Here is a 12,399-nt window from a genome sequence, read left to right as displayed (position 1 = left end):
GCAGAGTAGAAATATTTATGGTAAAATAAGGAATAACAGCGGCAGCCAGCCGCAGGAAGGAGCGATGTGTTTATGAAAACCCGCATTTCCGTACAGGAACGCCTGAAAGATTTACGGGTGGAACGGGGCTTGAATCTGGAAGAACTGGCACAGGAAACCGGCATTTCAAAATCAGCCCTCGGCAGTTATGAAAACGACAACGACGAATACAAGGAAATTAACCACGGCAGCCTGTTGAAGCTGGCAGACTTCTATCAGGTGTCGGTTGACTATCTGCTCGGCCTTACCAATAATCGGAGATATGAAAACACCCCGATAGAAGAATTACATTTGAGTGATGAAGTCGTGGAACTGCTGAAAAGTGAACGCTTCAATAACCGGCTGCTGTGTGAGATTATCTCCCATGAAAAATTTAAGGAATTGCTGGCAGACGCAGAAATCTATGTGGACGGGATAGCAACCATGCACTTCCATGACACAAACAGCTCACTGGCTGCTTTACGGGCTATGGTACTGGAAGAACACCCCGAAGCTGCGGCAGACCGGGCAATCAAAGTGTTGGAAGCCTGTCAGATAGAGGAAGAAGATTTTTTCTGCCATGTGACGCACAAAACATGGGACGTCATTCTCCATGATATACGCAAGGCGCACGAAAATGACAGCGAAAGTGCGCCGGATACCACGCCTGCCGATGAACTTATACGGGAAGTACAAAAGGCCATGCAATCTCCGGGGGACAGGGTTCAGCAATTCACGGAGATATTCTGCAAGGCGTTCCGGCTCAAATACAAGCGGCTCTCACAAGAGGAACGAAGCCTTTTGAAAAAGCTGTTCAAGAAATCCCCGCTGATAAAACAGTCTGGTATGAACTTCCGGCGCAGGCCGTGGAAATAAAAACAGCCGTTGTAGGATTTTGTTCCTACAGCGGCTGTTTTTATTTATGAATCTTCTCCAACAAAAGACAGGATATTTTCATCAGTTTGTAATGTAATTGTTGCGCTTTCTGAATCATCAGAATAAACTCTTGTTCCATATACGCCTGTAACAGGCTCCTCTAAATTTTCAAAAGTTAATCCGAGTTTCGAAGAAGAATTGTCAATCTTTTCAAGCGAATATGTACCTGTCCATTCTTGTTTATGAGTGTTATCTGTTAAGATAAAACTTTTTTCTTCAAAACTCAATGTCAAATCCAATACTGGTATGTCATCATGCACTGAACCTGAGAATAACATATTACCATCTAAATCAGTAATAAATTCTAAAGACCAGTTATATGATGATACCGACCGAGTTTGGGAAGAATCACACGAACATAAGCCTACACACATAAAAAAACATACGCATATTGCCAATAACCGTTTCATTTTACCTATTACCAACCTTAATTCACAACTGTTTTGCATTTAATTAGGGAAGTGTCACAGGGTAAGAAATAGCGAAAGCTCCACCGCCTGCCAAGGCATTATTAGCGGTAGCAACACCAGAAACAGAAACCGTTCCCTTATCTCCGCTATTACCTGTTCTTCCAGTATCCACATCAGTTTCGATTGTTTCTTCACCGTCGGCTAATTCTGCAAATGCCGTATTGGTGGATTTTTTGTTCATAAGCACATTAACTGTACCAGTCATACCAGTGAACTCCGGTTTTGGAGATTCATACCACGGTACATACAACTTCACATGAACTTGAATCCCATCATCCTCATCATAAGTTGCATAAGAGTTAATACGAACATTAGCGACTGCTCTTTTGGTGACACCATCGGAAATCATAACATCGGTTAAGTATCCGTCATATTCTCCAATGACTACCGGCTGTTGAGTATCCGTTATTTCCGTTGTTGTTTCCGCTGCAAAAGCAGGAACCGCACTCACAGAAAAAAGCATACAAAACGCTACCAACGAGGTAAACAATCTTTTACTAAATTTTTTCATAAACAATGCTCCTTTCTAAAATGACCAGAATCTACATTTTTTGTATTCAGTTATTGGCAATATGCTACTAACCTGCAAGCACACTCTCAAATCATAAAATGTTTCAAATGTACTTGTTTTATTTTATGATAGCACTTATTTACATTGGGTACAATAGAAAATATACACAATTAAAATTTAATTTTTTGTGCAAATCGAATCAAATATAAAATTATATCGCTTTAGATATTGTCCTGTTCTAATTTAATCACATTCATAATACCACAATTCAAGGCTTCACAAATGCGAACCAGCGTTTCCATGCTGATATTCTTTCCCTTGCCCATGTTGGCAATCATATTTGTGGTAAGACCGGCGGCAAGCCGCAAATCCTCTTTCCTCATGCCACGCTCTTTCAGTGTGTTCCATAGTGGCTGATAACTAATGTGCATAGGCTTCCCGCCTTTCTTTCCATCGTCAAGTGTTTTATACCCATTATAGCAGAAATCTTGCGTTTCCACAATATTTCTTGACTACACCGCCGGTTCCGTCTGGATTGTGCTTTTCCTTTCTCCGCTTTTATTACATCTAATTAGCCATGAGCTGTTTCATGCCCTGCGACTTCGCGCCGGGGTTATCGTTGCCGTACCCCTCCATGAGGTTAATGCCGCCCCAAATGCCAAGTCCTGCGCCAAGGGCGATTACCAAAGTCTGCAATACGTCAACTGCGCTGTTGAAAAACTCCATAGAAACCTCGCTTTCTGCCGCTAAAACGGCTCAAAAAATGTTGTTGTAAATAAAAATGCCGCCTGTCATTCGGCGGCTGCGTCCTCGTCGGACAAATCTATTTCGTATATGTCAAAGGGTTCGTCCGGCTTTACGATTGCCGGACGGGTAGACATATACCGTTCAACGTCAAAAGCGTTTTTCTTGTCGAAGTCGGAAAGATATTTGTAGTTCGGGTGCTGCGTTATATCGTATTTGTCGCTGAAAAAGGGGCGCACACCGCGCAACTGCAAAATACATTTTCCTCCATCCATAACTGCGATTTCGTCCTGTGTCATCAACTCCTTTCCCAATTTTTGATAATTGAGGCCATGAGAAACCTGCGTACCGCGATTTTCGGAAGTGTTGAAACTGTCGATTGTTTCCCGTCCCAAGTTTTCCGAAATATCCTTTGCGTTTTTCCCGCGCCCTCCCAAAAACAAGGTGCTGTCGGCATTGTCCAGTATGATTTCTGCCGCGTCCTTGTAAATGGCTTTTAGCTGGCTCTGCGATTGCAGAATGATAGAAGCCGAGATTTCCCGGCTGCGGATTGTGGCAATCAGCTTTTCAAACTGTGGGATTTGACCGATGTTGGCGAACTCGTCTAACAGACACCGCACATGGACGGGCAGCTTGCCGCCGTATTCATCATCGGCCTTGTCGCAAAGCAAATTGAAAAGCTGCGATTGCAGCATAGCGATAACAAAATTAAACGTGCTGTCCGTATCGCTCATTATGAGGAACAAAGCTGTTTTTCTGTCGCCTAACGTATCAAGTTCTAATTCGTCGTAGGACATGAGATCGCGGAGTTCCTTAATGTCAAAGGGGGCAAGCCGCGCACCGCAAGAAATGAGGATTGATTTTGCTGTCTTGCCCGCCGCCAATTTATATTTTCGGTACTGCTTCACCGCGAAATGGTCGGGGTCGCGTTCCTCCAAGTCGGCAAAGAGCAAATCGACGGGGCTTTGATATTCCTCGTCGTCCTCGCGTGCTTCGCTGGCGTTGATAAGTTCCAACAGGGTAATAAAGTTCATTTCCTCTGCGGGGGCTTCGTACCAGATGTAGCCCACCAATGCGCAATACAAAAGCCGTTCTGCCTTTACCCAAAAATCCTCCGCGCTTTTTTCGCCCTCGCCTTTGGTATTCGCTATCAGCGTGTTTACCAGCTTCAAAATGTCCTTTTCGCTGCGGATATAGGTAAAAGGGTTATAGTGCATGGATTTTTTGAAGTTAATCGTATTCAGTACCTTAATGCGGTAGCCCGCCCGTTGCAGCAGCTTCCCGCACTCGATTAGGACGGTGCCTTTCGGGTCTGTCAAGACGTAAGAGGAATGAAGCTGCATTAAATTAGGCTTGACGAAAAACCTTGTTTTTCCGCTGCCGCTGCCGCCGATTACGACGACGTTCTTATTTCTCGCGTACTTCGGCTGCTTCGGGCGGCTGTTCATGGTAAGCCGTTCCGTCTGTGTCAAAATGATGTTGTTTTGAAACTCCGGGTCTATGTAGGGCTTAATATCTTCGGCGTTGCCCCAACGTGCGCTGCCGTACTCCGCGCCCTTGCGGTATTTCTTTGCGTTTTTCCCTTTGACATAGACAATCAAGCGGATAACCACCGCGCCGACAATGCCAACAAGCAAATCCAGCGGGTACACGCTCGGCAAGGCGTTTGAAAACGCTTCGGAAAATCCTTTTGTGATATTCAGTATCTTTTCGGAAATATCCGCGCCGGGGGCAAGGCGCACCGCCTGTCCGACTTTATCAAAGAGATAGACAAAGAACACATAGGGGATATTCGGAAGTATCAGCTTTTTGTAGTTTATCTGCTTCATATCTCGCGCCCCCTGTCTATTTTCTTTACCTTGTCGCGGGCGGCGTTAAGCTGCTTCGCCTTATCCTTTGCAGCGGCAAGGGCTTTGCGGATAGAGGGCTTTTTCTCCCGGTTCAGCTTCTTTGCGGAAAACTCTTGAAACGCTGCGGTCATAACGTCCGCGTCCCGGCCTTTGAAAAACACAAGGTAACGGGTCTGCTCGCCCTTAACCTTTTTCAGCGAAAAATCTATGTTGTATTTCTTCGCCGTACTCTCAAAGGCTTTGATATTCGCGTCGGTGATCTCGATGTTGGAAACGCCCGCGTTCTGCTTCATAAGCTGGCGCATGGTCTGTTTCCCATGCGCGGGCTTGCTTTTCTGCTCCAAAAACTTTCGGATTGCTTTCTGTAACGCCTGTTCGGTAAGCCGCGCCGCGCCTTTTCCCACTTTGACGTATAGGGCAATCGTTTTTTGGGTTACTTCCTCCTGCAAGGTATCAACTCCTTTCCCGGTAAAGTGCGGCTATGCTCATTCGCCGCCGTAAAAATCGTGATTGACAAGGGCGGTATAGTAGCTGTCAATGGTACTCGGCGCGTTGAACAGCACCGCTTTTAGATACTGCTTGATATTGCGCACTTTGGTTGTGTTTTCCCTCATACAGTCCAAAACAAACTCAATATGGCTGCTGTTCAGCTTCAAAAACTTTGATTTGACAAGTTCGGCGGGGTAGTCGTCCCCGGCGATACGGATTGTCTTTCGGGCTGTGCAGACGGTTTCCAGCATGAGGTCAACAATCTCGTCCAAACGGTCTTTGTCGATTTTGCAGTTTTGAATGAGATGGTCGTATTCGATATTGTCCTTGATAATCTCCCTGTAAATCTCTACTGCGCTATTGCTTTTCGCTTCCGTTCTTTTCCTTTCCGGCGGCGTAGCCGCTTTGCCCTGTGCAAAGGGCAAGGGGTTTGGGGAATGGAAAGGAATGGAATGGGTACTTGATAAATCAGTAATTGATTGTTCTTTACTTGATATATCTTTATTTAATTGCGTTGGATTTTCCAACGTAGGTTTTTCCTGCATAGGTTTTTCCAACGTTGGATTATCCAATGTTGGATTTTCCAACGTAGGGTAATCCAATATAGGCGGCTGTTCGCCGCTGGTAGCTGCTTCCGGCTCTCGCGGCTGTGGCTGCTCGTATATGACATAATCCGCACCCCGCAAGCGTCCTTTCTCGTCGCGCTCCCGGCTGCGGACGATGTACCCGGCCTTTTCAAGTTCCTTTACCGCTTCGCGGATTGCGTCGATCTTTTCCCGGTTGATATGGGATAATCCCGCAAGGGTATAATCCCAATCCTCCGGCAAGGACAGCATTTGCGAAAGCAAGCCCTTTGCCTTTATGGTGAGTTCCTTGTTTCGCAAGTGGTGGTTGCTCATAACGGTATATCCCGTATTTCTCTCAACTCGGAAAACTGCCATGTTTCATCACTTCCTCTCTTGGTCTGCGTGGACAATTAGAAAGCCGCTTTCGGCGATTTTGGTATTGCAATATGCCCTCTGCCGTTTTCGCGTCTGCAAAGCCGCATAACACAAGGGTTTTTACCCGTCTATTTGTCCATGCTGGCGGGCGTTTTCCGCGTCCTCTTGCCGGGGCAATAGGGACACTCTTTGAAAACGCAAAACTCATATTTCCACCCGGGGCGGTAGAAACGGCAAGTGCCGCAATCTTCATCATCTCCGGCACAACCGGATTGATAGCGGTCAAATCCCGGCTTCTGCTGCATGAGCAATTCAAACGCCCGCTGCTTGCCCTTTGTGAAATACATTCCGGCTGCACCTCCTTTCCTGCGGGCATAAAAAAACGGCGTTACTTTCTCCCCCAAAGGGGTTAAGGTAACGCCGTTTGTGTGCGTATTCAGTTTTTAACACATTCCCTGTCTATCCGCTGTCCGCAAAACCATTGATTTTATTAGCTTTTTGCCGCTATCGCTATCACACCTCATTATTCAATCGTCCCGGTGTGCAGGAAGGCTTTGAGCTTGTCAAGCAGGGGCTTGTGGGCTGCTGGCTGGTCAAAGACCTCAGCCGCTTTGGTCGTGACTATCTGACTGTTGGACAATATACGGATATTATCTTTCCGAGTTATGATGTCCGCTTTATCGCTATAAATGATGGCGTAGACAGCAACCGGGGAGACAGCGAGGGCTTCGCCGCAATCCGTAATCTGTTCAACGAGTGGTATCCCCGTGATACCAGCAAGAAAGTCCGTGTCAGTTTGCGGCAGAGAGGAACCAGTGGGAAGCACATGGGCAAACCGCCCTACGGATACCGCTGTGACCCGGAGGACAAGGATCACTGGATTCTGGATGAAGAAGCGGCTCCGGTAGTCAAGCTCATCTTCGACCTTTGCATTGACGGCAAAGGCCCGGAGCAGATTGCAAGGATTCTGGAAGAAAAGCAGATTCTGACTGCAAAGGCACTCTATGCCAAGCGAAAGAAAAAGCCGATGCCGGAAAGACCGTACCACTGGGGCAACCAGTCCATTGTAGGGATTTTGGAACGGCAGGAGTACACAGGCTGTACCTGCAACTTCAAGACTTATTCCAAGTCCTACAAGCTGAAAAAGCGGATTCCCAATGAGCCGGAGAATATGTTTTATCTGCCGGACACACAGGAAGCGATTGTATCTCAGGCACAGTTTGACAGGGTGCAGGAACTGAGGAAAAACAAACGCCGCCCTGCAAAAGCGGAACGGCAGGGATTGTTCTCCGGGCTTCTGTTTTGTGCCGATTGCGGCGGCAAGCTCCACTTTGCCACAAGCAAAAACTTTGAGGGCAAGCAGGATCACTACGTCTGCAACAACTACAAGAGCAACCGTGGTACTTGTACTGCCCACTATATCCGGGAAGATGTGCTTCGTGAAATCGTTCTGGAACGCATCCGGGCAGTCAATGAGTATATCCGAAGCGATGTGGACGGTTTTCAGGAGGAATGGCTGCAATGCCGCAGGACTGACCAGGAGCGCAGCATCCGGGATGACAAAAAGAAGCTGGAACAGGCAAAGAAACGCCTTGCCGATCTGGATGTCATCATCGCCCGGCTGTACGAGGACTATGTTCTTGGAAATCTCAATCAGGACAGATACAGAAAGATGTCTGCGGACTATGAAGCGGAGCAGGAACGGTTAAAGCTCGAAATTGAAGTTATCGAAGAATGGGTGGAACAGCGGGAAGAAATGAACGACGGTCTGGATGCCTTTATCGCCCTGACACAGAAATATGTGGATGTGGAGGAGCTGACACAGACCATCGTGAACGAGTATATCAAGAAAATCATCGTCTATGCCCCGGACAAATCCAGCGGCAAGCGCAAGCAGAAAGTGAAGATTTTCTTCAACTTCGTGGACGATGTAGATATTCCCGTTATTTCCGAGCCTATCATCACGCAAACAACCTATGAACACAGAAAAACGGCGTGACCTTCGGGTCACACCGTTCTCTGCGACAAAATAGTTACTTGTCACTATTAAGCCTTGAGTTTACTGGACTTTTTTGGCGGAGAGGATGGGATTCGAACCCATGTGCGATTGCTCGCAAACTGATTTCGAGTCTTTTATGCAACTGTGACGGGGGTGCCCGTTTTGGGGTCGTTTCTGTAAGCCCCGTACCCGCCGAAAGCCGCTTGAAATCAGGCTTTTTCGCCCGGAAAGCCTTGCGGGACAGGCTTTTTTGAAAGTGGGTTCAAATCGGCATTTTCCCCGATTTTGGAGAGAAATGCGGGAAGATAGGAGAGAAAAAATAGGAGACGGCCATACACCGCAGAATAGAGCTTCCAACCGACGAAAATCTATTTTTGAGGTGTTACAAATGGATATATTCCCCGTTAACTGGGACAGCGTTCCCGAGGTGATGAACAAGGAGCAATTTTTCCGAATCTGCCACATCAGCAAGTCCACGGCACTGCACCTGCTCAAAAGCGGCAAGGTGCCCTGCGAGTGGTCGGGCAAGAAAACCCGGTGCTATAAAATCCGAAAAGAGGATGTGAAAGCATACTTGGAGGAGCGGGCGATTTTTCCCGAACTCTATTCTGCGCCGAAGGGATGGTACGGTACCCACTATGTGGCGAGGCTCTCCAAGGAGCTGCCGGAGGACACTCTGCGGCAGATGCACGGCTACTATGAAAAGCTGCTGCGCAAATACCCGGATGTGGTCACGGTAAAAGATGTGGTAACTCTGACCGGCTACACCCTGACCACCGTCCACAATTGGTGCAGCCGCGGGTCGCTGAAAGCCTTTCAAAAGGGACTGAAGTTTTGTATCCCGAAAATCTTTCTTGTAGATTTCTTCTGCTCCCTGACCTTCCGCTCCATCACCCGCAAAAGCCTCTGGCATATCCAGACGCTGAATGAATTCAGCAGGAAGATGAGGCGGAAGAAGTAAAAGTAACCGCCTCTGCATTTCCGTAGAGGCGGCTGCTTATCAATTAGTCATCATCTTCGTCATCCGGCCAACCGGATATGATATGTAATTCACCTGAATCCATATCCATTGCCATATTATCTCCCATACGCATCAGCAAATCGCCGTCAGAGTCAATTGCCATATTGTCTGAGATTGTATGAGCAAAATTTCCGTCATCGTAGTCAAAAAAGTGTTTTCCCATAAATAAAACTCCTTACCCAATTCTAATGATTTCGTGATCTCTTGTTCCGTATATCCGTTTAACTTGATACAGGGATTCACCAATCCAAAATGTGATTCTGTCTCCAGCTTCTTCATTCGTTGCAATATTAGTACAGAGCAAATTGCTTTTTGCGTTTGTTCCTCCGCAAGCTAACGGCAATATATGATGAATGTTCCACCCACAATATATTTCTTGCCCATAATAGTTTACAGAGAAGTTATTGTTACCATAGCCGTCTTTACACATTAAATTCCCGTGAAAATCCTCTGCATACTGTTTGCTGCCGTAGCACTCTTCCCAAAATCGCAGAGCGTTGTATTTATTGATTTTCATTACTTTCACCTCCAATCCGGACAAAAAGTAAAACCATACACATTATGCGTGTATGGTCTCAATCTATCCGAATTGGAACTTTACACGCACAACAACCAAGACGGTCACCTAAATGACTGTCTAAGAAGTATGGTGTAAAGCTTTGATACAGCAACTGGGCCCACCTCAAAGGAGAGGAGAATCTCCCGGAGCCTATCTTGTGGGTTCTCAATGGCGTAACGAGAATTTTAATCGACATTGATAGTATCTAGGAATTACATATTTTAAGCTTGTAGAAGTTTTGAGTCCGTTGTTCTTTTCGGATTTCTCGTCGCTCCGTCATATAAGTTACTCAAATTTAACATAACCTACACTATAAATTATATCTTGGAAAGTAAATAATGTCAATTAGAAAATCTGCGATTTAAAAATTCGCACACTCGCACCTGCCTTTCGGTTTTGGTAGACTGTAACCGAAAGGCAGGTGCATTTTGCATTGCAGACCTGCGGTGGAAATTTTGAATGGGAGGATCACATATGAAATCGCTATTTGAGCAGCTGGGCGGCACTTACACAAGGCAGGGCGACTACTGCTTGCCGGATGTTTGCTTACCGCCCGAAGAAGAACGGCCTATCGGCATTTACGGCCAGCGGCGGCGCACCTTTCTGAGGGAGCACCACCGTGTGTTGTATTATAACCTGCTGACCGCCGGGGTGCTGGATGGGCACCTCGCAGACATCGAGGAGCAAGCGCAGGAACTCTTTCTTCGGCTGGTAGAACAATACGCAGATGCCGAGGGTGTGACGGAGGCCTTGAAAGCCGATGACCCGATGGCGTGGGTGCGGAAGATGAACGGCATCCGAAACCGAGCGAACGAAATCGTGATGCAGGAAATTGTATACGGGTAACGAGCAAGCGGGGGCCTATGGTCTCCGCTTGTTTTGTGCGCAAAAAGAACAATGCTGTTTTGAAGCGACATTGTTCTGGACTTTGTTGACATTGTTCTTTTATTCGGGTATAATGTACTTGTGATTTTATGCGTGGAGGTATCCCCTATGGCTGAAATGATCTCGGTAAGAGAGGCAGCAGTGCGCTGGAATATAACGGAGCGGAGAGTTGCGACGCTCTGCAAGAACGGGAGAATCGCCGGTGCGAAGAAGCAGGGCAATCGTTGGCTGATCCCCGCTGATACGCAGAAGCCGGCGGATCAGCGGCTCAAGACGGGCGCTTTCCGCAAGACGGAGCGCGCACCGAAGCTGCCCCTGCCCATCGGCGTGTCCAACTACTGCCTTGCCTCGTCGGAATACTATTATATCGACAAGACGATGATGATCAAGGACTTTATCGACGAGCGTCCGATGGTGACGCTGTTCACTCGTCCCCGCCGCTTCGGCAAGACGCTGAATATGGATATGCTGCGCACTTACTTTGAAAAGAGCGACAAGGATACCTCTGGTTATTTCCGGGATAAGAAGATCTGGGCCTGCGGCCAGAAGTACCGGGATTATCAGGGCAAGTACCCCGTAATCTTCCTGACCTTCAAGGATGTGAAGTTTGATACTTGGGAGGAGACCTTTGCAGCCATCCGGGATATTTTCGCAAAGGAGACCCGGCGGCACAAAGAGCTGCTGAACAGCGATAAGTGCGACGAGTACAGCAAAAAGACCTATGAAAAGCTGGCAGACGGCAAAGTCAGCGAGGTTGAGCTGGCGTCGGCGCTGCTGGATCTCTCCGCTATGCTGCACAAGCACTATGCCGTTGCGCCTATTATCATCATCGACGAGTACGACACCCCCATCCAGCAGGGCTATCAGAAGGACTATTACGACAAGGTCATCCGGTTTATGCGGAACCTGTTTTCCGGCGGTTTCAAGGATAATCAGCACCTGTCCTTCGGCTTCCTTACCGGCATTCTGCGGGTGGCAAAGGAGAGCATCTTCAGCGGGATGAACAACCTGTCCATCAACTCCGTGCTGGACAACAAATACAGCGCCTACTTCGGCTTCACCGCCGACGAGGTGATGGAGATGGCGGAATACTACGGCACTGTCGATAAGTACGACGAGATTTGCCAGTGGTACGACGGCTACCGCTTCGGCAAGACAGAGATTTTCAACCCGTGGTCGGTGGTCAACTACTTCAGCAACGAGTGTGAGCCGAGGCCCTTCTGGGTCTCCACCGGCAGCAACGATATTATCGGGGAAGTGCTTGCCCAGGCGGACGAGGGGATTTATAACCGTCTGACCTCCCTGGTCAACGGCGAGACCTTTACTACCTTCATCGACACCGGCGTGATCTATCCGCAGATCAAAAGCAATCCCTCCACCATTTACAGCTTCCTGCTGGTGACCGGCTATCTGAAGGCACTGAAAACCACGCCCTCCTTCAGCGGCGATTTTATGTGCGAGGTCTCCCTGCCCAACCGGGAGATCTCTCTGGTGTATAACAAGGAGATTTTGCAGAGGTTAGAGGATCTGATCCCGCCGTCCACGGCGATTTCCGTTCAGGAGGCCATCTTCTCCGGCGATAACGCACGGCTGAAAGCGCAGATACAGACGCTGCTGACCCAGTCGGTCAGCTCCTTCGATACTGCCGGGGAGAACTTCTACCACGGCTTTATGCTGGGCCTGTGCGCCCTGCTGGGCGGCGCTTTCGTGACCTCCAACCGGGAATCCGGCGACGGGCGCTATGACATTCAGCTGAAGCCCACGCAAAAGGGTCTTCCGGGCATCCTGATCGAGCTGAAAGCGGAGAAAAATTGCAGCGACGAAAAGCTGAAAAAGCTGTCCGAGACGGCCTTGCAGCAGATCAACGACAAGAAATACGAAACCGAGCTGACGACAGCCGGGGTCAGGACGATTTATAAATACGGCGTGGCCTTCAGCGGCAAAAAAGTCGAAGTGGCAGTTGGATGAGGAGAGAA

General features: G+C 48.0%; 13 protein-coding genes and 2 pseudogenes. 5 read left to right on the top strand and 10 right to left on the bottom strand.

All coding sequences use genetic code 11. The annotated features are described in order from the left end of the window. Positions 1–72 precede the first annotated feature (72 nt). Positions 73–894: a helix-turn-helix domain-containing protein gene (locus tag WMO66_RS10665; RefSeq protein WP_006859270.1), complete on the top strand. Its 822-nt coding sequence runs from the start codon at positions 73–75 to the stop codon at positions 892–894. A 44-nt stretch (positions 895–938) separates the two neighbouring features. On the opposite strand, the gene WMO66_RS10660 is transcribed toward WMO66_RS10665, so the two are convergent. The 8 genes and pseudogenes from WMO66_RS10660 to WMO66_RS10625 all read right to left on the bottom strand — a co-directional run bounded on the left by WMO66_RS10660 (position 939) and on the right by WMO66_RS10625 (position 6,306). Further along, positions 939–1,364, bottom strand: a complete 426-nt coding sequence (locus WMO66_RS10660; protein WP_022261510.1) for a hypothetical protein — start codon at positions 1,362–1,364, stop codon at positions 939–941. A gap of 43 nt (positions 1,365–1,407) precedes the next feature. Next, positions 1,408–1,935, bottom strand: a complete 528-nt coding sequence (locus tag WMO66_RS10655; protein ID WP_007884079.1) for a hypothetical protein — start codon at positions 1,933–1,935, stop codon at positions 1,408–1,410. 230 nt (positions 1,936–2,165) lie between these two features. Then, a pseudogene (locus WMO66_RS10650) lies at positions 2,166–2,435 on the bottom strand (helix-turn-helix domain-containing protein); the annotation flags it as partial. A gap of 73 nt (positions 2,436–2,508) precedes the next feature. Continuing rightward, a pseudogene (locus tag WMO66_RS10645) lies at positions 2,509–2,661 on the bottom strand (Maff2 family mobile element protein); the annotation flags it as partial. A 65-nt stretch (positions 2,662–2,726) separates the two neighbouring features. Next, positions 2,727–4,508: a VirD4-like conjugal transfer protein, CD1115 family gene (locus WMO66_RS10640; RefSeq protein WP_349136464.1), complete on the bottom strand. Its 1,782-nt coding sequence runs from the start codon at positions 4,506–4,508 to the stop codon at positions 2,727–2,729. Further along, positions 4,505–4,978, bottom strand: a complete 474-nt coding sequence (locus tag WMO66_RS10635; protein WP_003505435.1) for a PcfB family protein — start codon at positions 4,976–4,978, stop codon at positions 4,505–4,507. Before WMO66_RS10635 ends, WMO66_RS10640 begins: the two co-directional genes overlap by 4 nt. A gap of 36 nt (positions 4,979–5,014) precedes the next feature. Further along, positions 5,015–5,959: a DUF6017 domain-containing protein gene (locus WMO66_RS10630; RefSeq protein WP_349136463.1), complete on the bottom strand. Its 945-nt coding sequence runs from the start codon at positions 5,957–5,959 to the stop codon at positions 5,015–5,017. Positions 5,960–6,087: 128 nt separating this feature from the next. Beyond that, complete coding sequence (locus tag WMO66_RS10625) at positions 6,088–6,306, bottom strand: hypothetical protein (RefSeq protein ID WP_008979746.1); 219 nt, start codon at positions 6,304–6,306, stop codon at positions 6,088–6,090. Between the two features lie 194 nt (positions 6,307–6,500). On the opposite strand from WMO66_RS10625, the gene WMO66_RS10620 reads away from it, so the two are divergent. Together WMO66_RS10620 and WMO66_RS10615 are read left to right on the top strand one after the other, a co-directional pair. Further along, complete coding sequence (locus tag WMO66_RS10620; protein WP_349136462.1) at positions 6,501–7,958, top strand: DUF4368 domain-containing protein; 1,458 nt, start codon at positions 6,501–6,503, stop codon at positions 7,956–7,958. Between the two features lie 388 nt (positions 7,959–8,346). Then, a complete protein-coding gene (locus tag WMO66_RS10615; RefSeq protein WP_349136461.1) occupies positions 8,347–8,919 on the top strand; it encodes a helix-turn-helix domain-containing protein in 573 nt (190 codons plus the stop codon). 43 nt (positions 8,920–8,962) lie between these two features. On the opposite strand, the gene WMO66_RS10610 is transcribed toward WMO66_RS10615, so the two are convergent. Further along, positions 8,963–9,142: a hypothetical protein gene (locus tag WMO66_RS10610; RefSeq protein WP_349136460.1), complete on the bottom strand. Its 180-nt coding sequence runs from the start codon at positions 9,140–9,142 to the stop codon at positions 8,963–8,965. A gap of 12 nt (positions 9,143–9,154) precedes the next feature. After that, complete coding sequence (locus tag WMO66_RS10605; protein WP_349136459.1) at positions 9,155–9,496, bottom strand: hypothetical protein; 342 nt, start codon at positions 9,494–9,496, stop codon at positions 9,155–9,157. 516 nt (positions 9,497–10,012) lie between these two features. Between WMO66_RS10605 and WMO66_RS10600 the strand changes: the two genes are divergently transcribed. Together WMO66_RS10600 and WMO66_RS10595 are read left to right on the top strand one after the other, a co-directional pair. Next, positions 10,013–10,384: a TnpV protein gene (locus WMO66_RS10600; RefSeq protein WP_349136458.1), complete on the top strand. Its 372-nt coding sequence runs from the start codon at positions 10,013–10,015 to the stop codon at positions 10,382–10,384. Positions 10,385–10,531: 147 nt separating this feature from the next. Further along, positions 10,532–12,391, top strand: a complete 1,860-nt coding sequence (locus WMO66_RS10595; RefSeq protein WP_349136457.1) for an AAA family ATPase — start codon at positions 10,532–10,534, stop codon at positions 12,389–12,391. Positions 12,392–12,399 lie beyond the last annotated feature (8 nt).

It is taken from the genome of Faecousia intestinalis, assembly GCF_040096185.1.
GTDB lineage: Bacteria > Bacillota > Clostridia > Oscillospirales > Oscillospiraceae > JAZOXB01.
The sequence above is the reverse complement of the archived record's forward strand: the minus strand, read 5'-3'. Positions and strand labels throughout refer to the sequence as shown.

Coding starts and splice junctions, on each gene's coding strand:
- WMO66_RS10665 (WP_006859270.1), top strand. CDS start 73: ATGAAAACCCGCATTTCCGTACAGGAACGCCTGAAAGATTTACGGGTG.
- WMO66_RS10660 (WP_022261510.1), bottom strand. CDS start 1,364: ATGAAACGGTTATTGGCAATATGCGTATGTTTTTTTATGTGTGTAGGC.
- WMO66_RS10655 (WP_007884079.1), bottom strand. CDS start 1,935: ATGAAAAAATTTAGTAAAAGATTGTTTACCTCGTTGGTAGCGTTTTGT.
- WMO66_RS10640 (WP_349136464.1), bottom strand. CDS start 4,508: ATGAAGCAGATAAACTACAAAAAGCTGATACTTCCGAATATCCCCTAT.
- WMO66_RS10630 (WP_349136463.1), bottom strand. CDS start 5,959: ATGGCAGTTTTCCGAGTTGAGAGAAATACGGGATATACCGTTATGAGC.
- WMO66_RS10625 (WP_008979746.1), bottom strand. CDS start 6,306: ATGTATTTCACAAAGGGCAAGCAGCGGGCGTTTGAATTGCTCATGCAG.
- WMO66_RS10615 (WP_349136461.1), top strand. CDS start 8,347: ATGGATATATTCCCCGTTAACTGGGACAGCGTTCCCGAGGTGATGAAC.
- WMO66_RS10610 (WP_349136460.1), bottom strand. CDS start 9,142: ATGGGAAAACACTTTTTTGACTACGATGACGGAAATTTTGCTCATACA.
- WMO66_RS10605 (WP_349136459.1), bottom strand. CDS start 9,496: ATGAAAATCAATAAATACAACGCTCTGCGATTTTGGGAAGAGTGCTAC.
- WMO66_RS10600 (WP_349136458.1), top strand. CDS start 10,013: ATGAAATCGCTATTTGAGCAGCTGGGCGGCACTTACACAAGGCAGGGC.
- WMO66_RS10595 (WP_349136457.1), top strand. CDS start 10,532: ATGGCTGAAATGATCTCGGTAAGAGAGGCAGCAGTGCGCTGGAATATA.